At 71.2% G+C, this 22,020-nt stretch carries 16 protein-coding genes; 6 read left to right on the top strand and 10 right to left on the bottom strand.

Translation table 11 applies throughout. From position 1 onward, the window contains the following. Positions 1-50 precede the first annotated feature (50 nt). A complete protein-coding gene (gene recQ / locus SSP08S_RS45265; protein WP_019074277.1) occupies positions 51-2,078 on the top strand; it encodes a DNA helicase RecQ in 2,028 nt (675 codons plus the stop codon). A gap of 24 nt (positions 2,079-2,102) precedes the next feature. Here the strand turns inward: recQ and SSP08S_RS45260 are convergent, their stop codons facing one another. From SSP08S_RS45260 to fahA, 8 genes are all read right to left on the bottom strand, one after another. Continuing rightward, positions 2,103-5,147, bottom strand: a complete 3,045-nt coding sequence (locus tag SSP08S_RS45260; protein WP_019074276.1) for a fumarate reductase/succinate dehydrogenase flavoprotein subunit — start codon at positions 5,145-5,147, stop codon at positions 2,103-2,105. An 11-nt stretch (positions 5,148-5,158) separates the two neighbouring features. Next, the gene (locus tag SSP08S_RS57230) at positions 5,159-5,872 is read right to left on the bottom strand and encodes an ABC transporter ATP-binding protein (RefSeq protein WP_043260270.1); all 714 of its coding nucleotides are present in this window, start codon (positions 5,870-5,872) and stop codon (positions 5,159-5,161) included. 457 nt (positions 5,873-6,329) lie between these two features. After that, the gene (locus tag SSP08S_RS45250) at positions 6,330-7,214 is read right to left on the bottom strand and encodes an ABC transporter permease (RefSeq protein WP_019074274.1); all 885 of its coding nucleotides are present in this window, start codon (positions 7,212-7,214) and stop codon (positions 6,330-6,332) included. Next, entirely contained in the window at positions 7,211-8,557 is a 1,347-nt protein-coding gene (locus SSP08S_RS45245; protein ID WP_019074273.1) for an ABC transporter substrate-binding protein, read from the bottom strand. The genes SSP08S_RS45250 and SSP08S_RS45245 overlap by 4 nt, the downstream gene beginning before the upstream one ends. Positions 8,558-8,572: 15 nt before the next feature. Beyond that, positions 8,573-8,800, bottom strand: coding sequence for a 4Fe-4S dicluster domain-containing protein (locus SSP08S_RS45240; RefSeq protein WP_010986276.1), 228 nt, complete (start codon positions 8,798-8,800; stop codon positions 8,573-8,575). A gap of 36 nt (positions 8,801-8,836) precedes the next feature. Further along, entirely contained in the window at positions 8,837-9,625 is a 789-nt protein-coding gene (locus tag SSP08S_RS45235) for a GntR family transcriptional regulator (RefSeq protein WP_019074272.1), read from the bottom strand. Between the two features lie 208 nt (positions 9,626-9,833). Then, the gene (locus SSP08S_RS45230) at positions 9,834-10,772 is read right to left on the bottom strand and encodes a M56 family metallopeptidase (protein ID WP_019074271.1); all 939 of its coding nucleotides are present in this window, start codon (positions 10,770-10,772) and stop codon (positions 9,834-9,836) included. Positions 10,773-11,340: 568 nt separating this feature from the next. After that, positions 11,341-12,555, bottom strand: coding sequence for a fumarylacetoacetase (fahA, locus tag SSP08S_RS45225; protein WP_019074270.1), 1,215 nt, complete (start codon positions 12,553-12,555; stop codon positions 11,341-11,343). A gap of 197 nt (positions 12,556-12,752) precedes the next feature. On the opposite strand from fahA, the gene SSP08S_RS45220 reads away from it, so the two are divergent. Both SSP08S_RS45220 and SSP08S_RS45215 read left to right on the top strand, forming a co-directional pair. Next, complete coding sequence (locus SSP08S_RS45220; protein ID WP_019074269.1) at positions 12,753-14,024, top strand: carboxylate--amine ligase; 1,272 nt, start codon at positions 12,753-12,755, stop codon at positions 14,022-14,024. Positions 14,025-14,091: 67 nt separating this feature from the next. Then, positions 14,092-15,294, top strand: a complete 1,203-nt coding sequence (locus tag SSP08S_RS45215; protein ID WP_019074268.1) for an NAD(P)-binding domain-containing protein — start codon at positions 14,092-14,094, stop codon at positions 15,292-15,294. A gap of 111 nt (positions 15,295-15,405) precedes the next feature. Here SSP08S_RS45215 and SSP08S_RS45210 read toward each other — a convergent pair whose 3' ends face one another. Together SSP08S_RS45210 and SSP08S_RS45205 are read right to left on the bottom strand one after the other, a co-directional pair. Further along, on the bottom strand, positions 15,406-16,548 hold the full coding sequence (locus SSP08S_RS45210; RefSeq protein WP_019074267.1) for a glycoside hydrolase family 53 protein: 1,143 nt from the start codon (positions 16,546-16,548) through the stop codon (positions 15,406-15,408). A 69-nt stretch (positions 16,549-16,617) separates the two neighbouring features. Then, a complete protein-coding gene (locus tag SSP08S_RS45205; protein WP_019074266.1) occupies positions 16,618-18,618 on the bottom strand; it encodes a beta-galactosidase in 2,001 nt (666 codons plus the stop codon). 189 nt (positions 18,619-18,807) lie between these two features. Here SSP08S_RS45205 and SSP08S_RS45200 point away from each other — a divergent pair, with 189 nt between their 5' ends. The 3 genes from SSP08S_RS45200 to SSP08S_RS45190 are packed head-to-tail and all read left to right on the top strand — an operon-like array spanning position 18,808 to position 21,991. Further along, positions 18,808-20,142 (top strand): ABC transporter substrate-binding protein, encoded by a 1,335-nt coding sequence (locus tag SSP08S_RS45200; RefSeq protein ID WP_019074265.1) that lies wholly within the window; start codon positions 18,808-18,810, stop codon positions 20,140-20,142. Next, a complete protein-coding gene (locus SSP08S_RS45195; RefSeq protein ID WP_019074264.1) occupies positions 20,139-21,128 on the top strand; it encodes a carbohydrate ABC transporter permease in 990 nt (329 codons plus the stop codon). Before SSP08S_RS45200 ends, SSP08S_RS45195 begins: the two co-directional genes overlap by 4 nt. After that, positions 21,125-21,991 carry a carbohydrate ABC transporter permease gene (locus SSP08S_RS45190; protein ID WP_019074263.1) on the top strand — a complete coding sequence of 289 codons (867 nt, stop codon included), beginning with the start codon at positions 21,125-21,127 and terminating at the stop codon, positions 21,989-21,991. The genes SSP08S_RS45195 and SSP08S_RS45190 overlap by 4 nt, the downstream gene beginning before the upstream one ends. Positions 21,992-22,020: the final 29 nt, after the last annotated feature.

Genomic DNA, 22,020 nt, shown 5'->3' with positions numbered 1-22,020 from the left:
GTGGACGCAGTGGTCGAGGGACGACGTACGGGGGACGAGCGATGCACGGGATGGGCGGGACGGTTGTGACGACCGAAGTACGGACGCCGACGGCACACGGCGAGAGCGAGGCACTGGCCACGCTCCACCGCGTCTTCGGCTACGACAGCTTCCGCGGCGCGCAGGAAGAGGTCATCGAGCATGTGGTGGCCGGCGGCGACGCCGTGGTGCTCATGCCGACCGGCGGCGGCAAGTCGCTGTGCTACCAGATTCCGTCCCTGGTCAGACCCGGTACGGGCGTTGTCGTCTCCCCACTCATCGCGCTGATGCAGGACCAGGTGGACGCGCTGCGGGCGCTGGGTGTGCGCGCAGGGTTCATGAACTCGACGCAGGACTTCGACGAGCGGCGTGTGGTCGAGGCCGAGTTCCTCGCCGGCGAGCTGGACCTCATCTATCTCGCGCCGGAGCGGCTGCGGCTCGACTCCACCCTGGACCTGCTCTCGCGCGGCAAGATCTCGGTGTTTGCGATCGACGAGGCGCACTGTGTGTCCTCGTGGGGCCACGACTTCCGACCGGACTATCTCTCCCTCTCGCTCCTGGGCGAGCGCTGGCCGGACGTCCCGAGGATCGCCCTCACGGCGACGGCCACGGACGCCACGCACAAGGAGATCACCCAGCGGCTGAAGATGCCGGACGCCCGGCACTTCGTGGCCAGCTTCGACCGGCCCAACATCCAGTACCGGATCGTCCCGAAGGCCGACCCCAAGAAGCAGTTGCTGAGCTTCCTGCGCGAGGAGCACGCGGGCGACGCGGGCATCGTGTACTGCCTCTCGCGCAAGTCCGTCGAGGCGACCGCCGAGTTCCTGTCCCGCAACGGCATCGAGGCGGTGCCGTACCACGCGGGCCTCGACTCGGGCACCCGCGCGGCACACCAGTCCCGGTTCCTGCGCGAGGACGGGCTGATCGTCGTCGCGACCATCGCCTTCGGCATGGGCATCGACAAGCCGGACGTACGGTTCGTCGCCCACCTCGACCTGCCCAAGTCCGTCGAGGGCTACTACCAGGAGACGGGCCGCGCCGGGCGCGACGGAATGCCCTCCACGGCCTGGATGGCGTACGGCCTGAACGACGTCATACAGCAACGGAAGATGATCCAGTCCAGCGAGGGCGACGAGGCGTTCCGCCGCCGCGCCGCCGCCCACCTGGAGGCCATGCTCGCGCTCTGCGAGACCGCACAGTGCCGGCGCGGCCAACTGCTCGCCTACTTCGGGCAGGACCCGGACACGGCGGCCTGCGGCAACTGCGACACCTGCCTCACCCCGCCGGAGACCTGGGACGGCACGGTCGCCGCGCAGAAGGTGCTGTCGACGGTGGTGCGGCTGCAGCGGGAGCGGGGCCAGAAGTTCGGCGCGGTGCAGATCGTCGACATCCTCATGGGGCGCCGCACGGCCAAGGTGATCCAGTTCGACCACGACCAGCTCTCCGTGTTCGGCATCGGCGAGGACCTGGCCGAGGGCGAATGGCGGGGCGTCGTACGGCAGTTGCTGGCACAGGGGCTGCTCGCGGTCGAGGGGGAGTACGGCACGCTGGTGCTCACCGAGGCGAGCGGCACCGTGCTGCGGCGCGAGCGGGAGGTGCCGCTGCGCAAGGAGCCGAAGAAGCCGGCGGCCTCGCGGTCGTCGTCCTCCGGTCGGGGTGAGCGCAAGGCGAAGGCCGCGGCGGTGGAGTTGCCCGAGTCGTTGCAGCCCGCCTTCGAGGCACTGCGCGCCTGGCGTGCGGAGCAGGCCCGGGAGCAGGGGGTTCCGGCGTACGTCATCTTCCATGACGCCACGCTTCGGGAGATCGCGACGGTGTGGCCCACCTCGGTGGGGCAGTTGGGGGAGATCAGCGGGGTCGGCGAGAAGAAGCTGGCGACGTACGGGGAGGGTGTGATCGGGGTGCTGGCGGAGTTGGGCGGGGCGCCGGCTGTGACTCCGGCCGCGGCGCAGGTGCCGGTGCAGGCGGCACCCGCGACGGGTCGGGCGGCGAAGGATGTGGACCCCGGCGCGGACTACTGGCCCGAGATGGACGCGGAGCCGGAGCCCGAGGACTGGATATAAGGGGCTGGCCTGTAGGGGAGGCCCCTACAGCGCGCGGGTCGCGTACGCCCTGACGTCCGCGTCCGAGTCGGTGGTCGCCGTGGCGAGGGCCGCGCGGGCGTCGGTGGTGCGGTGCCGGGTCAGGGCGAGGACGGCCGCCTTGCGTACGTCGGCGTTCGGGTCGGCCAGGGTCTTGGCCAGGGCCGGGACCGAGGTGTCGGGGGCGGCGGCGGACAGCGCGGTCGCGGCACCGGCCCGGACCTGCCAGGCGGGGTCGGCCAGGGCGGCGACGGCACGGGTCGCGAGGGGGGCCGGGCAACCGGTGGTGCCCAGGGCGCCGTAGGCGGCGGCGCGGACCAGGGGGTCGGGGTCGTCGGTGAGGGTGGCGAGGGCGCCGAGGGCCGCGTTGTCCTGGCCGTGCGGTGCGGCGGGGTTCGCGGGTGCGGTCCCGGGGGCGCGGTCGGTTGACGTGCCGGCGAGGGGTGCGCCGGTCCCGCCGGTGACGGAACCTGTTCCCGCTTCGGAACCTGTTCCCGCCTCGGAACCCGCTCCCGCCTCGGAACCCGTTCCCGGCCCGGAACCCGTTCCCGGCCCGGAGGCCACCAGCCCGGTGTCGCCCAACCGCCCCGCCGCCACCGTCCCCAGCGCCTTGGTGAAGGTGACGCGGACCTCGCGGGACGGGTCCGACGGTGCTGCCTGGGCGAGCTCGGCGGTGGCGTCGACCGAGACCAGGGCGCGGACGGCCTCGATGCGGACGGTGGTGTCGGGGTCGGTCAGGGAGCGGGCGAACAGTTCCGCGTCGCCGAGGTGCAGCGCGCGCAGTACGTCGAGGGCGGCGGCGCGGACCACGGGGTCGGGCTCGGTCAGAGCGGCGGCGAGGCCGTCGCGGAGGGCGGGGGAAGGGGGCAGTGTCTCGACGAGTTCGCGCAGGGAGGCCGCGGCGGCCGTGCGGACTTCGGCGGCGGGGTCGCGGAGGGCTTCGGCGAGGGCGGGGCCAGTGCCGGGCGGGAGGGTCTCCGTCAGGACGGTGATCGCCTCGCGGCGGACGGACGGGGCCGAGTCGGTCAAGTAGGGGAGCAGGGCGTCGAGTTCGGGCTCTTCCTCGGCGAGGGCGACGAGTTCGAGGAGACGGGAGGAGGACTGGCCGGGAGCGGGAGCGGGAGCGGGAGCGGGAGCCGGAGCCGGAGCCGAAACGGTGGCGTGGGCTGCTGGAGCCGTACCGGGGGCGGGAGTTGTGGTCGTGGGGATGTCCGCGGCGCGCTCCTCGGGCAGCTCCGTCGGGGACACCAGCGGGGCCGTGTCGCGGGAGCCCGCCGTGGCCACGTTCTCGGGATGTACCTCGCCGAGTCGGCGGGAGGGGCCGCCGGTCGGGGTGAAGTCCTCGATCGGGACCAGGTAGGGGGCCACGGGTCGGGCCGTGAACTCCATCGCACCGGAGGGGGACTTGTGCAGGTCGAGGTGGTGGAACCAGGAGACGTCGTCGCGAGCGGGATGGTCGAGGCGGTCGTGGTAGAGGCCCCAGCGGGACTCCGTGCGGGCCAGGGAGGCGCGGGCCGCCATCTCCGCGCAGTCGCGGATGAAGGAGACCTCGGCGCAGCGCATCAGTTCGTGCGGGGTGCGGGCGCCCATCTCGGCGATGTCCGCGCGCATCCGCTCGAACGCCTCCAGGGCGAGGGACAGCCGGGCGCCGGACTTCGGCGGGGCCACGTAGTCGTTCACGAAGCGGCGCAGCTTGTACTCGACCTGGGGCTGCGGCGGGCCGTCCGGGTTGCGCAGCGGGCGGTAGATCAGCTCGTGCGCGTCACGGAGCTGGGACAGCGGCAACTCGCCCTCGTACGCGGTGTATTGGGCCGCGTCCGCGCCCGCGAGGTCGCCGAAGACGAATGCGCCGATCATGTAGTTGTGCGGGACGCAGGCGAGGTCACCGGCGGCGTAGAGGCGGGGGACGGTCGTACGGGCGTGGTCGTCGACCCGTACGCCCGAGGCCGAATGGCCGCCGCAGAGGCCGATCTCGGAGATGTGCATCTCGACGTCGTGGGTGCGGTAGTCGTGGCCGCGGCCTTCGTGGAAGGTGCCTCGGGTGGGCCGCTCCGTCGAGTGGAGGATCGACTCCAGGGCGGAGATCGACTCCTCCGGGAGGTGGCTCAGCTTCAGGTACACGGGTCCGCGGTCGGACGCCACCTCCGCCGCGAACTCGGCCATCATCTGGCCGGACCAGTAGTCGGAGTCGACGAAGCGTTCGCCGTGCCGGTTGACCTGGTAGCCGCCGAAGGGGTTGGCGACGTAGGCGCAGGCCGGGCCGTTGTAGTCCTTGATCAGCGGGTTGATCTGGAAGCACTCGATGCCGGTGAGTTCGGCGCCCGCGTGGTACGCCATCGCGTAGCCATCGCCCGCGTTCGTGGGGTTCTCGTACGTGCCGTACAGGTAGCCGGAGGCGGGCAGGCCCAGCCGCCCGCAGGCGCCCGTCGCGAGGATCACGGCGCCCGCGCGGACGGAAACGAAGCCGCCGGTACGGGTGTTGAAGCCCGCCGCGCCCACCGCGCGCCCGTCGGCGGTGAGTACGCGTACCGGCATCACCCGGTTCTCGATGCGGATCCGCTCCCGCATCTCGCGCCGCCGCAGTTGCCGGTACAGGACCTTCTTGACGTCCTTGCCCTCCGGCATCGGCAGCACGTAGGAGCCGGAGCGGTGGACCTGGCGGACCGCGTACTCGCCGTGCTCGTCCTTCTCGAACTTCACACCGTACGACTCGAGGCGCTGCACCATCGCGAAGCCGCGGGTGGCGGTCTGGCGGACGGTGGACTGGTCGACGATGCCGTCGTTGGCGCGGGTGATCTCGGCGACGTAGTCGTCGGGCTCGGCGCGGCCGGGGATGACCGCGTTGTTGACGCCGTCCATGCCCATGGCGAGCGCGCCGGAGTGGCGGACGTGCGCCTTCTCCAGGAGGAGGACGTTCGCGCCGTGCTCGGCGGCGGTCAGGGCCGCCATCGTGCCGGCCGTGCCGCCGCCGATGACCAGGACGTCGCAGGTCAGCTCTTCGGCCTCGGCGAGCGAGGGGATCTCCGGGGGCGTGTGCACGGAGGTGGTCACCAGGGGGCCTTTCAGGAACCGAGCGAGGTCAGGACGTCGCGACGCAGCGCCGCGCGCGCGGGATCGTCGTGCGCGGCACGGTCCCGTGGACGCGGCACCTCGCGTACGGCGACGAGCCGGCCGGCGCCGAGGAGGGCGACGCGGTCGCCGAGGTACAGGGCCTCGTCCACGTCGTGGGTGACGAAGACGACCGTCGCGCCCGTGCCGCGCAACACCTCGACCAGCAGGTCCTGCATGCCGGCGCGGGTCTGGGCGTCGAGGGCGCCGAAGGGTTCGTCCATGAGGACGGCGCGCGGGGTTCCGGCGAGGGCGCGGGCCAGTTGGGCGCGCTGGCGTTGTCCGCCGGAGACGCGGTGGGGCAACTGCCGTGTCTGCGCGGCGAGTCCGACCCGGTCGAGCCAGGCCTCGGCCTGGGTCCTGCGCTCGGCGCGCGGCAACTTCTTGATGGCCAGCGGGAGTTCGACGTTGGCGCGCAGGCTGCGCCAGGGCAGGAGGGCGTCGTCCTGGAAGATGAGGGCGCGGTCGGCGCCGGGGCCGGTCAGCGGGCGCCGGTCCTGGGTGACCTCACCGGACAGCGGGTGCAGTAGGCCGGCGAGCGTACGGAGCAGCGTCGACTTGCCGCAGCCCGAGGGGCCGACGACGGTGAGGATCTCGCCGGGGGAGACGTCGAGGTCGACGCCGTCCAGGACGGGGGCGCCGGGGCGGCCGAGGGCGGCGTCGCGCAGCGCGAGTGCAGCGCCGGTACGGGAGTTGACCCGGGGGCCGGGCTGCGGGGCGGTCGGGGTGTCGGTTCCGGGGGTGGTCCGGGCGCCGGTCGGGTTGTGGGTCCCGGGCGTGGTTCGGGCATCGGTCGGGTCGTCGGTCCCCGGGGCGGTCCGGGCATTGAGTCCCACATCGGCGCCCAACTCGCCCCGGGAGACGGCCCTTGCCTCGCCCCCGGAGTCGGAGGTCACCTCGCCCCCGGAGTCGGAGGTCACCTCGGGTTCGGAGACGGTCCTCACCTCGCCCCCGGAGTCGGAGGTCACCTCGCCCCCGGAGCCGGCGGTCACCTCGGGTTCGGAGCCGGCGGCCACCTCGGGTTCGGAGCCGGCGGTCACCTCGGGTTCGGAGCCGGCGGTCACCTCGGGTTCGGAGTCGGCACTCGCCCTGGGCCCGCGGTCCGTCCCGGAAAGGGATCGGACCTCAGACGAGCTGTTCATGGGGCACGCCCTCCTGGGGTGTGGGGTTCGCCGGTACGGCAGGTGCGGCGCCGCTCGTCCGGCGCGGGGCGCGGCCCACCGGGACGTACGACGTGCGGGGCAGCCAGTGGGTGAGGCGGCGGCCGAGGAGTTCCACGGCCGTGGACGTGAGCCAGCCGAGGAGGCCGATGGTGACCATGCCGACGAAGACGCCCGGGTAGTCGACGACCGTGTAGTCCTGCCAGGTGCGGTAACCGACGCCGTACTGGCCGGAGATCATCTCGGCGGAGATCACGCAGATCCACGAGACGCCGATGCCGACCGACAGGCCGCCGAAGATGCCGGGCAGCGCGCCCGGCAGGACCACCGAGAGCAGGACCCGCCACCGGCCGCCGCCCATCGTGCGAACCGCCTCCTCCCACACGGGAGTCAGCGCGCGGACGGCGTGGCGGGTGGAGACCAGGACGGGGAAGAAGGCGGCCGTGCAGGTGATGAAGACGATGCCCTGTTCGTTGGAGGGGAAGAGGAGGATCGCGACGGGGACCAGGGCGATCGCGGGGATCGGGCGCAGGACCTCGACGAGCGGGCCGAGCAGGTCCTCGGCGAGCCGGGAGCGGGCCACGAGCACGCCCGCCGCGACGCCCAGGACGGCCGCGAGGGCGAAGCCGCTGAGGATGCGGGTGAGGCTGTCGGTGAGGTCGGTCCAGTAGTCGTCGCCGGTGACCCGGTCGGCGAAGGCACGGGCCACGTCGGCGACCGTGGGGAACTGCGAGAAGCGCAGCCACAGGTCGACGTTGAGGCTGGTCAGCAACTGCCAGACACCGAGGGCGGCGGCCAGCGAGCCGAGCCGGAGCGCGTAGCGGCCCGCCCGCCGTGGATACCGGGTCACGACGCCTGCTCCAGGGCTTCGGCGTACGTCACGACGCGCGCACCCCCGTGCGCGGTGACGTAGGCCTGCGCGGTCGCCGGGGTCACGAACGGCAGCAACTCCGCGCCGTCGCTCACCCACACCGCCTTGTCGGCGAACCACAGCGTGCCGGTGGTGGCGTCGGGGACGTAGGCGGCACGGATGCCGGTGCGGTGCGCCGAGACGTAACTCAGCAGCTGAGAAGGGGACTTGAAGCTGAGGGTCTTCTCGGAGCCCTTGGGCCACACCTCGCTCGCGGCGGTCGGTGGCTTCGCGGCGAGTTGCGTGGCGTAGGCCGTCGCGCCCAAGGCCTGCTTCACGTACTGGTCGTCCACGAAGGAGTCGACGTCGACGTCTCCGACGAGCTTCGCCGACTTCAGGACCGAGACGTCCTGCTTGAGGGCGGAGACCAGTTGGGGCTTGAGGGCCGGGTCGAAGGTGGCGATGCCGTGGGCGCCGTTGTAGAGGTACACGACCTCGGCGGGCAGGCCGGTGGCCTTGGCGACCTTCTCGGCGGCGGTCACCGGGTGGGCGGTGAGGTAGTCGGTCGCACGGGCCTGGGCCTTGAGGAACGCGTCGAGTACGGAGGGGTGTTGCTTCGCGAAGTTCTCGCGGGCGGTGACGCCGTGGAAGGTGGGGAGGTCGAGTTGGGCACCGTCGTAGAGGGCTTTCGCGCGGCCCTGGTAGGCGAGCAGGCCGGGCCAGGCGACGAACTGGGAGAGCGCGTCCGCGCTGCCCGCCGTGAGGGCCGAAGCGCCCACCGCGGGCTGCTGGTTGAGCTTCTCGATGCCCTTGTCGGGGTCGATGCCGGCGCGTTGCAGGGCGCGGACGAGGGTGCCGTCGGCGGCGGAGCCGACGCTCGTGGAGACCTTCTTGCCCTTGAGGTCCTGGAGGGAGGTGAGCTTCGAACTCGGCGCGGTGACAATGGTGTTGAGGCCGCCGCGCAGGTTGTAGCCGGTGACCGAGACGAGCCGGGTGGGTTGGCCGAGCTGTTTGCCGCGGGCCGCGTTGATGAGGAGCGGGAAGTCGCCCATCGAGCCGATGTCGATCTTCCCGGCGGTCATCTGCGCGGTGATGGGGGCGCCGGTCGCGTAGTCCTGCCAGGCGACCTTGTAGGTGTGGCCGTCGTGCAGGGCGTTCAGCTGCTGTTCGAAGTAGCCGAGGGAGCGCAGGAGGGTGCCGGCGGTGACGGTGTTGATGGTCTTGGACTGGTAGCCGACGGTGACCGTGATCGTCGAGGCGCTACCGGCCTCCGCGCTGCCGCCGCAGCCGGACAGGGTCAGCAGCAGGGCGACCGCGGTCAGGGCAACTGCCGTGCGTTTCATGGGGGTTCGGGCCTCTCACCGGAGCAGATAGGGCATGTTGACCGTGACGGCTCCGGTGGGACAGCGGGCCGCGCACGGGCCGCAGTACCAGCACTCGTCGACGTGCATGTAGGCCTTGCCGTTGCTCTCGTCGATGGCCAGGGAGTCCAGCGGGCACATGTCGACGCACAGGGTGCAGCCGTCGATGCACTTCGACTCGTCGATGGTCACGGGCACGTCGGCCCGCTGGGGCGCCAAGGGCATGGCTGTCTCCAGGGAGGTACAGGCAGGAGGTCGAGTTCAGAGGGAGCGGTGCAGCAGGCCGCTCATGGTGATGCGGTCGCCGCGGAAGCGGATGAACTCCAGGTCGACCGGGCGGCCGTCGGCGAGGTGGGTGAGGCGTTCCAGCATCAGGACGGCCGCGCCGCGCGGGGCTTCGAGTACGGCGGCGGAGTGCGCGTCCGCGTTGACGGCCTCCAGAGTGATCTCGGCGTGGCCGAGGCCTTGTCCGGTGACGGACTCCAGGAGGCGGAAGACGTCGGTGTTCTCCAGGTCGGCGTCGAGCAGCGTGGTGCCGATGTCGAGCGGGAGGTAGGTGAGGTCGAGGGAGAGGGGGATGCCGTTCAGGCGGCGCAGGCGTTCGATGTAGAGGACGTCGGTGCCGGGCTGGACGCGGAGTCGTTCGGCGACCGGGGCCGGTGCCGGGGCGGGGCCCATGGTGCGGACCTCGTTGGTGACTTGGCCGTGTTCGCGCAGGGTCTCCGCGAGGCCCATCAGCCGGTCGAGGCCGTGCGGGTACTTCCGCGCGACGACGACCGTGCCCACGCCGGGCAGCCGGTCGACGAGCCCTTCCGCGCGGAGCAGGTCCAGGGCCTGGCGGACCGTGTTGCGGGAGGCGCCGTACTCCGTGGCGAGGATGCTCTCGTGCGGGAGCGTGCCGTCCGGGAAGCCGTCGGCCAGCAGCTCGTGGCGCAGCAGATCGGCGAGCTGCCGGGCCTGGTCGGCACGCAGCCGACGCCGCGCGCGGTGGGCGGCGACGGTGGTCGCGCCCTGTCCGGCGTGGTCGCGGATGCGGTCCGTGGGTGGCATGTTTCGAACCATAGCGAGCCGGTAGGGAACAGAGTGTTGCGGGAGTGTTGCGCCACCGGGGCCTCCGGCGGCGGGGCGGCTGAGCTGGGCGGATGGTGACAGATGGGGGACATCTGCCACGTTCGCCGGCTCATGGTCGCCGGCCGGGGCGATCAGCTCACGGTCGTCGGCCCACGGTCGCCGACGCAGTGCCCGCGCCTCCGCGCCCTCACCCCAGCGCCGTCAGCCCCGGCGCGAACACGATCAAGAGCGGCAGCAGCGGGACCAGTGTCGCCACCGTCGTCGTCAGGGCTCGGCGGCGGCGGCCCAGGCGGGGGCGGGGGTCCAGGAGGCGGTCGACTCGTTCGCCGAGGAGGCGGTGGCTGGAGGCGCAGGAGAGGACGCCGCGGTGGTTGTTGAGTTCGATCAGGGCCAGTGCGGTGGTGAGGTGGCCGCATTGGCGGGACGCCGTGTCGTCCGCGGCGAGTTCCACCAGGCGGTGGGTCTGGTCGCAGAAGTGGGCGAACAGCGGGACGCGCGGGAAACCGGAGGCCAGCGCGGTCGACAGGTGCAGCAGCCAGTCGTGGTGGGCGCGGGCGTGGCCGCGTTCGTGGGTGAGGACCGCGTCGAGCTGGTGGCCGGTGAGGCGGTGCAGGGCGCCCGTGGTGACGACCAGTTGGGGTGGATGGCCCGGCATCCACCAGGCGTCCGGGTACTCGTCCTCCAGGACGAGGAGCGGGCCGCGCGCCGGGGGCAGCCCGGCGGGCAGGTCGGGGGCGCGCTCCCGCAGATGCGCGCGGGCCTGACCGCGCCGGCGCCGGGCCTCGGCGAGTTCGCGGGCCAGCATCGCTGTCGTCCAGGCGGCGCCGCAGGCGAGGGACAGCGTGAGGGCGACCGCCCAGACCGGGGCGGCGGAGAGGTCGTAGGCCGCGGTGACGGCGGGCGGGGCCGGGGCGAAGACATGGTCGCGGACGGTGTGGAAGACGGCCGCCGCGCCGAGCACGAGGGCGCCCAGACAGCACAGCAGGACCGTGGCGACCAGGCACTGCCACACCCACAGGCCGACCACGGGTTCCCGCTCGGGCCACCCGGCCCGGGTCAGCGCGCGCGGAACCGGCACGGCGGCCGAGAGGGCGACGACGCTCAGCAGGAGCAGGCAGACGGTCATGCCACGGGCTCCGGATCCTGGTCAACGGCACAGACAGGGGGACGAGTGGGAGGCGCGGGTGCGGCTGTACCCGAGGGCGGGCGCACGAGGTGTGGGCCGCCCGCCGTCAGTATGACTGTCCGGGCGGCCGGAGTCAGGTGTACGACGAGCACCGGACGCACCCGCGACCACCCCAACTCCGGCCCCCGAGCCGCCTCACGCCTCCGCGCGACCCGCCTGAGCCCCGGCCCGCGAGCCGCCTCACGCCTCGCCCGCGACCCGCCCGAGCCCCGGCCCGCGAGCCGCCCGAGCCCCGGCCCGCGAGCCGCCTCACGCCTCCCCGCAACCCGCCCGATTCTCGGCCCGCGCCCCACCCGCGACCCGCATCACCCTCTGCCCGCGAGCCGCCTCACGCCTCCCCGCAACCCGTCCGAGCCTCGGCCCGCGCCCCACCCGCAACCCGCATCACCCTCTGCCCACGACCCGCATCACCCTCTGCCCGCGAGCCGCCTCGCGCCTCGCCCGCCACCGGCCCGAACCCCGGCCCGCGACCCGCGACCCGCCTCACCCCTCCCGCCCACAACTCACCTCAGCCCCGCCCCACGATCCGCCCGGTGACCTCGCCGAGACCCACGTGCGTGCCGTCCGCGCCCGGGGCCCACGCCGACAGGGTCACGACGTCGCCGTCCTCCAGGAACGTCCGCTTGCCGTCCGGGAGTTCGAGGGCGTCGCGCCCGTTCCAGGTCAGCTCCAGGAGTGAACCGCGCTCGCGTTCGGCCGGCCCGCTGACCGTGCCGGAGCCGTAGAGGTCGCCGGTGCGCAGGGAGGCGCCGTTGACCGTCATCTGGGCGAGCTGCTGGGCGGCGGTCCAGTACATGGTGGAGAACGGCGGCTCGGAGACGACGTGACCGTTGATCGCGACCGAGATGCGGAGGTCGTAGCCCCCGGGCTCCTCCGCCGAGTCGTCCAGATAGGGGAGGAGGGTGTGGGTGCGCGCCGGTGGTACCACCCGCGCGTCCTCCAGCGCGTCCAGCGGGGTGATCCACGCCGACACCGACGTGGCGAAGGACTTGCCGAGGAACGGGCCGAGGGGGACGTACTCCCAGGCCTGGATGTCGCGCGCGGACCAGTCGTTGAGGAGGCACAGGCCGAAGACGTGCTCGCGGAAGTCGGCGAGCGCGACCGGCTCGCCCATCCGCGACGGCGTGCCGACCACGAAGCCGACCTCCGCCTCGATGTCCAGGCGGATCGACGGGCCGAAGACGGGCGCGGGGTCGGACGGGGACTTGCGCTGCCCGGACGGTCGTACGACGTCCGTGTCCGAGACCACGATCGTGCCCGAGCGGCCGTGGTAACCGATGGGCAGATGCTTCCAGTTGGGGGTCAGGGAGTCGGGCGCGTCGGGGCGGAAGATGCGGCCGACGTTCCGGGCGTGGTTCTCGGAGGCGTAGAAGTCGACGTAGTCCGCGACCTCGAAGGGGAGGTGCAGGGTCACCGCGGAGAGCGGGTGGAGGAAGGGGGCGATCGTCTCCTGGTGGGACGGCACCGTCACCCACGCGGTCAGCGCGCGCCGGACGTCCGACCAGGCCGTACGGCCCGCGGCGAGCAGCGGGCCGAGGGTGGGGTGCGCGAGCAGGGAGACGTACGGCGAGCCGAGCGCGGCGGCGGCGGCGCCCGCGTCGAGCACCTGGTCGCCGTAGCGGACGCCGACGGTCCGTTCGTCCGAGCCGAGGGGCGAGAAGACGCCGTAGGGAAGGTTGTGCGGGCCGAAGGGATCGCCCTCGGGAAGATCGAAGGGGGGCATGGGGTGCTGCCTCACTCTCGTGCGTACTCGCATGTGGCCGCGCCACACGTTACGGGTGAGTTGCAGGGACCGGCAGTGTCTAAAGAGTTCGCAATGTCCGAATAGGCCTTGTCGGAGGAGGCAATTCCGGCTTAGCGTCCTTTGGGGGACACGGACGGGGTGGGTCCGGTCCGTAGGGGGGACACGTGGGGGGACCCGTGGCCAAACGCACCAGCAGCGTGCCTTTCGAGGCCGACCGCGAAGTGCCGGGCCTGATCGTGAAGTTCGGCTCCTATCCGCTGCATCACGGCGGGGTGGGCGCGATCCGCAGTCTCGGGCGTCTCGGCGTGCCGATGTATGCAATCACGGAGGACCGATACACGCCGGCCGCGGCATCCCGTTATCTGGAACGCGCGTTCGTCTGGCCGACGACCGGCACCGAGGAACCCGAACGACTCGTCGAGGGACTGCTGCGCATCGGGCGCCGCATCGGCCGTCCCACCGTCCTCATCCCCACCGACGAGGAGGCCGCCGTCCTGATCGCCGAACATCAGGACGAACTCACCGACCGATTCCTGTTACCGCGCGTGGATCCGAAACTGCCGCGCCACCTCGCCAGCAAACAGGGGCTGCACGAACTCTGCGTGGAACACGGCATTCCCAGCCCCGCCGCCGCCTTTCCGCAGTCCTACGACGACATCGTCGACTTCGCGGAGAAGGCCCGCTTCCCGATCGTGGCCAAGAACCGGGAGGCGTTCGTACGACGCTCCCGGCCCGCGGTCAACGGCACGACGAGGATCTCCACCCGCGAGGGACTGCTCGCGCTCGCCCGTGACTGGGGCGAGCACCCCGGCGTGATCCTCCAGGAGTACCTGCCGAGGGAGGACGCCGAGGACTGGATCGTGCACGCCTACTTCGACCAGGACTCCACCCCGCTCGCCATGTTCACCGGCGTCAAGGTGCGCTCCTGGCCGCCGCACGCGGGCATGACGGCAAATGCATACGTCGTGGACAATCCGGAACTCGCGGATCTCGCCGCGCGTTTCATCAAACAGATCGGCTTCACCGGAATCATCGACCTCGACCTGCGCTTCGACCGGCGCGACGGTCAGTACAAACTGCTCGACTTCAACCCCCGCATGGGCGCCCAGTTCCGGCTCTTCGAGAACGAGTCGGGAGTGGACGTCGTCCGCGCCATGCACCTCGACCTGACCGGCCGCCCCGTCCCGGAGGGGGAACAGCGCGCCGGCCACCGGTACATCGTGGAGAACATCGACCTGCCCGCCCTCCTCGCCTACCGCCGCAGCGGCTATACGACGCCGCACGCGCCGGTGAAGGCGAGCGGGACCGAGCTGGCCTGGCTCGCGGGTGACGACCTGCGGCCGTTCTTCACGATGCTCGCTCGCTTCGTGCGGCCGGGCGCGAAGCATCTGTATCAGCTGTGGCGCACCAACCGGCGCGGCAGCGGCACCAGTAGCGGCCACCAGTAGTCGGTAAGGAACAGGTGGCGGCAGCTCCAGCACGAAGTGGCGAAATGACGTCCTGGGGAGGGACTTCGTGATTCAACCGGTAGCAATCATCGGCGCCGGCCCGTTCGGCCTGTCCACCGCCGCGCATCTTCGGGCGCGCGGCATTCCGGTCCGTGTCTTCGGCGAGCCCATGGTCAGCTGGCGCGACCACATGCCGGCCGGAATGCTCCTGAAGTCGACTCCGGCCGCCTCCAACTTCGACGCCCCGCAGCCCGGCCACAACCTCGTCGACTACTGCGACGCGGCCGGCATCCCCCGCCTGGTCACCGACGAGGACATCATCCCCATCGAGACCTTCATCGGCTACGGCGAGTGGTTCCAGCAGAAGCTGGTGCCCGAGCTGGAGCGGGTACGGGTCGTGTCGGTGGACCGGAACAAGGGCGGCGGCTTCGAACTCAAGCTGGACTCTGGGGAGTTGTTCACGGCCCGCGCGGTCGTGGTGGCGACCGGTCTCTACGGCCTGGCCCACCTCCCGCCCGAGCTGGCGGCAGCGGCGGCCGACGGCCCCGCACCCACCGGTCCCGTCTCGCACAGCTCCCAGCACCACGACCTGAGCGGGTTCAAGGGCAAGGAACTGATCGTCGTCGGCGCCGGACAGTCCGCGCTGGAGACGGCGGTCCTCGCGGCGGAGGCGGGCGCGCAGGTCCGGATCGTCTCGCGCGGGCGCGGCCGGGTCGCGTTCGGCGCGGCGCCGTGGGACCAGCCGAAGCTGCGCCCGGAGTCCCCCTTCGGACGCGCCTGGTCCCTGTGGGCGCTGAGCTACTACCCGCAGCCGTACCGCTATCTCCCCGAGGGGACCCGCCACTACCTGGTGCGCCGGGTGCTCGGCCCGCTCGGCGCGTGGTGGCTGCGCGAGCGGTTCGAGGGGAAGGTGCAGGTCAGCGAGGTCGACCGGATCGTACGGGCGGACGCGGAGGCGGGCAGCCCGGTCCTGACGGTCGGCACGCACGGCGGCGGCACCGAGCAGCTCGCCGCCGACCACGTCATCTCGGCGACGGGCTACCGGGTCGACATCGCGGCGATGGACTTCCTGGGCCACGAGCTGCGCACCCAGCTCGCGGTGAGCCGGGGTACGCCGAAGCTCGGTGCCGGGTATGTGTCGTCCGTGCCGGGGGTGTACTTCACAGGGCTGCCGGCCGCGTCCTCCTACGGGCCGGTGATGCGGTTCGTGTGCGGGACGGAGTTCGCGTCGCCGCGGCTGGCGAAGCATCTGGCGGCGGCACACGGGTAGTTGACGGGCGGTCGGACGAGGGTCGGCTGCGCCGTCTGCCAGGGGGTTGTGGAAGTGTGAAGGTTCGAGGGAAAGCGACACACTTTTTTTGGGAGGGGTGGGGAGGGGGCGCTACGACCGGTAGCGGCCCAGCGTCTTCAGCCCCGGCAGTGCCTTGTCGTCGAAGTCGAACAGGGCGAGGTTCTCCCACGCGTTGCCGGACGCCGGGTCGGTCGGGTCCCAGCCGTCGCCCTTGCGGTAGGTCCAGACGCCCTCCCAGTAGCAGTAGCCGAGGCCCTTGCCGCCGGGGACGTCCACCATCAGGTCGGCCACCGTGCGCAGCCACGCCGCCTGGCCGGCCGGGGTCGCAGGGTAGCCCTCCGTGAGCTGTGAGGGGTCGTACATGATGTCGTTCGTCGCGTCCTCGCTCTCCAGCGTGAACGGGTACGCGGTCTCGGCGATCAGCACCGGCTTGTCGTAACGGGCGGCCAGGTCGGCCAAGTTGGCCGCCGCTGCCGCCGGGGCGCCGTGCCAGAACGGGTAGTACGACTGGGCGATGATGTCGAAGTCGACCCCGTCGGCCACCACGTTGTCGTACCACCAGCGGGACGTGCCGTTGTCGCCGCCCGAGGCGATGTGGAGCATCGTGCGGATGCGGGGGGTTGTGTCGTGGGCGGCGTTCAGGCCCGCCTTCAGGAAGGTCGTCAGGTTGCCCCAACCCCCGGCGTCGTCACCCCAGTTCTTGCCGGTGGGCCAGAGCAGACCGCCGTTGATCTCGTTGCCGATCTGGACCAGGTCGGCCGGGGTGCCCTGACGGCGCAACGCGCCCAGCACGTCGGCGGTGTGGTCGTAGACCGCCCTGGTCAGGCCCGCCACGTCCAGGTCCGCCCAGGCCGCCGGCTTGGTCTGGTGGGACGGGTCGGCCCAGGTGTCGGAGTAGTGGAAGTCGACCCAGATGCCGATCCCGGCCCGGCGCAGCCGCTTGGCCAGCGGGAGGATGTGCCTCTTGTTGTTGTAGCCGTCGGCCGGGTTCACCCAGACCTTGAGGCGGGCGTGGGTCACCCCGGCATCCGCGAGGATGCGGATCGGGTCGTCCCGGCGGCCGTCCGCCCGGCGGTACACCGCACCGAAGGCCTCGTCCTTGGGGAGCGACGAGATGTCCATCCCCCGGATCTCCAGCCGGCGCCGGTCGGCGGCCACCGCCGGCGCCGCGGCCAGCAACGGTACCGAGAGTGCCGCCGCACCCGCCGCCGTAAGAACACTGCGTCTGCGCATCACAAGACTTCCCTTCACCAAGTAACCAGAGAAACAAGCGAGTTGAGCCGAAGAAGCAAACAGTCGAGGTCAGCGCGGGTCGCGGAAGACCTCCACCCCGCCCGCCGGTACCGCCGCCCGGCTTCCGTCCGGCAGCACCACCTTCACCTCGCTCCCGGTGTGGTTCACCGCGAAGCGGAAGGTCCCCGACTCGCCCTCCCGTACGACGAGTTCGACATCGCGCGGCAGATCGACCGGCGTGATGCCCGCGTCCGCGAGGGCGAGGTCCACCACGGTGGCCAGGTCGGCACCGGTCAGCCGCGTCGCCAGATACCAGGCCGTCCCCGACCCCACCGCGTGCCGCGTCAGCGCCGCCCCGCCCGCCGTACGACCGTCCGCGAAGACCGCGACCGTCTCGCAGCCCGCACCCGGGAGCACGACCTCCGACCAGAGATCCGCGGTGTACGACGAACCGTCCGCACCCCGCACCGACACCGTCTCGCCCGGCAGCAACGGGTCGAACTCCTCGACGGTCAGGCCGAGTACGTCCCGCAGCGCCCCCGGATACGCGCCCGGATGCAGCGTGTCGTTCTCGTCGACGATCCCGGAGAAGAAGGAGACCAGCAGCGTCCCGCCCCGCGCCACGTACCGCTCCAGATCCGCGCCCACCCCGACCGGAGCGGAGTACAACTGCGGTACCACCAGCAGCGGATACCGCTCCGGGTCCAGGTCCCCCAACCCCGTCGGCGGCAGGAAGTCCACCGTCAAGTGCCGGTCGTAGAGCGCCTCGTAGAAGGAATCCAACCGCTCCCGCGCGTCCAGGTCCTGGCTCGGCCGCCACTCCAGGCTCTGTGCCCACCAGGAGTCCCACGACCACACCATCGCCACGTCGCCGCGCGTCCGGGTGCCGCGCAGATCGGCGAGGCCCGCGACGCGTCGGCCGAGGTCCGTCACCTCGCGCCAACCCCGGTTGTCCGTACCGGAGTTCGCCAGCATCGCCGTATGGAACTTCTCCGCGCCCGACTGCGACTGCCGCCACTGGAAGAACATCGCGCCCTCGGAGCCGCGCGCCACATGCCCGAGTGAGTTGCGGGCCATCTCACCGGGGCGCTTCGCCGGGTTGTACGGCTGCCAGTTGACCCCGGACGTCGCGTGTTCCAGGAGCAGCCACGGGCCGCCGCCCGCCACCGAGCGGGTCAAGTCGGCTGCCAGCGCCAGGTTCACGTGCGTGCGGCGGCCGTCGGTCATCAGGTAGTGGTCGTTGGTGACGAGGTCGACCTCCTTCGCCCAGGCCCAGTAGTCGACGGTCTGGCCCTGGCTCGGCGCGACCATGAAGTTGGTGGTGACGGGCACGCCGGGGGAGAGGCGGTGCAGGATGTCCCGCTCGGCGACGAAGTTGGCGCGGGCCTGCGCGTCGGCGAACCGGTGGTAGTCGAGCTGCTGGGTGGGATTGCATACGGACGGGGTCGCGCGCGGCGGGGTGATCTCCTCCCAGTCGCCGTACTGCTGGCCCCAAAAAGCCGTTCCCCAGGCGTGGTTGAGGGCGTCGAGAGTGTCGTAGCGCTCCCGCAGCCACCCCCGGAAAGCCGCCGCGCAGACATCGCAGTAGCAGGCGAGGACGGGGGCGCCGTACTCGTTGTGGACGTGCCACAGGACCACGGCCGGGTGGCTGCCGTAGCGCTCGGCCAGCGCTCGCGTGATCGTCGTCGCCGCCGCGCGGTACTCGGGGTTGGAGTGGCAGATCGCGCCGCGCGAGCCGAAGGCGAGGCGCACGCCCTCCCGTGTCACCGGCAGCGCGTCGGGGTGCGCGCGGTAGAACCACGCCGGCGGTACGACCGTGGGCGTGCCGAGGTTCACCGCGATGCCCGCCCCGTGCAGCAGGCCGATCACCGTGTCCAGCCACTCCCAGTCGTACGCGCCGGGTCGCGGCTCCAGCCGGGCCCAGGAGAAGACGCCGAGGGAGACCGCCGTGACACCGGCCTCCCGCATCAGCCGTACGTCCTCCTCCCAGACCTCCCGCGGCCACTGCTCGGGGTTGTAGTCACCTCCGAAGGCGAGCGGCAGACGGTCGTGCGGGGCGGGGGACGGCATGGGTTCACTCCCGGGGGTCGGAGGGGAAAACTCGACTGTTTCTGTGATCGTGCACATGGATGGTTGCGGCGTCCACCCGTCAGCAACAAGTAGGTAACCCCAGGCGACACCCATTGACAAGGGTCCGAAACAATTCTCTACTGTGCACGGTCACAGAGCCGTGGACAGGCTCGCACTCAGTCAGGGGAGATGAAGATGTCGATCCACCGCCACCAGTTCAGCAGGCGCAGCATCCTTGCCGGGGCAGCAGCTGTCGGCCTCACCGGCACCCTCGCCGCCTGCGGCGGTTCCGACGACGACTCCGGCAAGAGCAGCGGGCCCGTCAAGCTGACCTACTGGTCCTGGGCGCCGAACATGGACAAGGTCGCCGCGATCTGGAACAAGAAGAACCCGGACATCACGGTCACCGTCTCCAAGCAGGCCGCCGGCAAGGACATCGTCTCCAAGCTGATCACCGCGAAGAAGGCGGGCAACGCCCCCGACCTGATCCAGGTCGAGTACCAGTCGCTGCCGACGCTGGTCTCGAACGACGTCCTCGCCGACATCTCCAAGTACGCGAAGTCCGCCAAGTCCGAGTTCGCCGAGGGACTTTGGGGCATGGTCACGCTCGGCACCGACGCCGTGTACGCGATACCGCAGGACTCCGGCCCGCTGATGTTCTTCTACCGCGAGGACCTGTTCAAGCAGCACAACCTGACCGTCCCCACCACGTGGGACGACTTCGCCAAGACCGCCCGCGCCGCCAAGAAGGCACTTCCGAACGCCTACTTGACGACGTTCTCGTCCAACGATCCCGGTCTGTTCGCCGGGTTGGCGCAGCAGGCCGGTGCCAAGTGGTGGACCGTGGGCGACGGCGGCAAGTGGACCGTGGGCATCGACGACGCGGCCACCAAGAAGGTCGCGGAGTTCTGGGGCGGTCTCGTCCAGGAGGGCGTGATCGAGAACCAGCCGATGTACACGCCGGCTTGGAACAACGCGCTGAACAAGGGCACCAACATCGCCTGGGTCTCGGCAGTGTGGGCGCCCGGTGTGCTGGTCAGCTCGGCCCCCGACACCAAGGGCAAGTGGCGCATGGCGCCGCTGCCGCAGTGGAGCGCGGGCGAGAGCGTCACCGGCAGCTGGGGCGGCTCCTCCACCGGCGTCTCCACCGACACCAAGCACGCCGAGGCCGCGGCCAAGTTCGCGGCCTGGCTGAACACCGACCCGGAGGCGCTGGCCGCCCTGGTCAAGGAGGTCGCCATCTACCCGGCGGCCACCAAGGGCCAGTCCGGCTCCGTGCTCACCCCGCCCGCGTTCTTCCCGAACCAGACCGACTTCTACGACACCGCCGCGAAGATCGCCGCGACCACGGCCGCCTCCGCCTGGGGCCCGAACGTCCAGGTCGCCTACGACACCTTCAGCGACGCCTTCGGCAAGGCCACCAAGGCGAAGAAGGCCGCGCAGTTCGACACCGCGCTCGCCACCATGCAGTCGGCGACCTTCACCGACATGAAGAAGCAGGGCTTCAAGGTGACCGAGGCATGACCGCCACTCCGCTCAAGGGCTCCGGCCGCACGACGGCCGGGCCCTTGGCGGACGGCACCGCCACCACCGTCCGCCCCCGCCGCATCCGCCGCCGTGGCCGCAGCGCGCCGTACTGGTTCCTGGTACCGGCCGTGCTCCTGTTCGCCGCCTTCACCGTCGTACCGATCGGGTACGCGGTGTGGCTCAGCCTCCACAAGGTCCAGGTCAAGGGCATCGGCCTCGGCAAGGGCGCCCGTCAGCAGGTGTGGAACGGCATCGGCAACTACACCGCCGTCTTCGAGGACTCCGAGTTCGGCCACAGCGTCCTGCGCGCCTTCGGCTACGGCCTGATCGTCATCCCCACGATGCTCGGTCTCGCCCTGGTCTTCGCGCTGATGCTGGACACCCCGCGGGCGCGCAGCGCCAAGTTCGCCCGCCTCGCGATCTTCCTGCCGTACGCCGTCCCGGGCATCATCGCCGCCCTGATGTGGGGCTTCCTGTACCTGCCGACGGTCAGCCCCTTCTACTACCTGCTGCGCGAGTTCCACCTCCCGCAGCCGGACCTGTTCGACGGGGGCAACCTGTACCTGTCCTTCGCGAACATCGCGGTGTGGGGCGGCACCGGCTTCAACATGATCGTGATCTACACGGCCCTGCGCTCGATCCCGCAGGAGATCTACGAGGCCGCCCGCATCGACGGCGCGTCCGACCTGAAGATCGCCCTGCGCATCAAGATCCCGATCGTGATGCCCTCGCTCGTGCTCACGTTCTTCTTCTCGGTCATCGCCACGCTCCAGGTCTTCACCGAGCCGATGGCGCTTAAGCCGCTGACCAACGGCCTCTCCAGTTCCTGGAGTCCGCTGATGGCCATCTACGACGCCGCCTTCCTCAGGTCGGACATCTACGGCGCCTCCGCCACCGCCGTGGTGCTGGCCCTGGCGACCTTCGCGCTCTCCTTCACGCTGCTGCGCGTCTCCGACCGCTACACCCGGGAGGACCGGGCATGACCCCCCTCACCCTCACCGCCGCCGACACCAAGCCCAGGCGCACCGCGTGGGTGCCGACCCTGGTGCTGATCCTCGGCTCCCTGTACTGCCTGATCCCCGTGGCCTGGGTGGTCATCGCGGCCAGCAAGGGCCACGGCGAACTCTTCTCGACCTTCACCTTCGCCCCCGGCACCGGATTCCTCGACAACCTCAAGGAGCTGAGCTCCTACCGGGACGGCATCTACTGGGAGTGGATGGTCAACTCCCTCTTCTACGCGGGCGGCGGCGCCCTGCTCTCCGCCGCGGTCTCGGCCGCCGGCGGCTACGCGCTGGGCCGATTCGCCTTCCGTGGCCGGGAGTTCGTGTTCAAGCTGATGCTGGCCGGCGTCCTCGTCCCGAGCATCGTGCTGACGGTCCCGCAGTACCTGCTCCTGTCGAAGCTCGGCCTGGCCGACTCGTACTGGTCGATGCTCCTGCCATCGATCCTCTCCCCGTACGGCGTCTACCTCGTCCGCATCTACGCGGCCGCCTCCGTGCCCGCCGAACTCCTCGAAGCGGCCCGCATGGACGGCGCGAGCGAGTGGCGGATCTTCTCGCGGATCGCGGTGCCGATGATGATGCCGGGCCTCATCACGGTGTTCCTGTTCCAGTTCGTCGGCATCTGGAACAACTTCCTGCTGCCGTACGTGATGCTCGCGGACGACACCAAGTTCCCGCTCACGCTGGGCCTTTACACCCTGCTCAACCAGGGCGCCTCCCAACCCGCCCTCTACACCCTGGTCATCATGGGCTGCTTCCTCGCGATCCTGCCGCTGATCGCGCTCTTCCTGGTGATCCAGCGCTTCTGGTCCCTGGACCTGCTGAGCGGCTCGGTCAAGGCGTGAGAAGTATGTAGCGAGTACCTCCCCCCACC

Source organism: Streptomyces hokutonensis, from assembly GCF_000376565.1.
Lineage (GTDB): Bacteria > Actinomycetota > Actinomycetes > Streptomycetales > Streptomycetaceae > Streptomyces > Streptomyces hokutonensis.
This window is presented reverse-complemented; position numbering and strand designations above follow the sequence as displayed.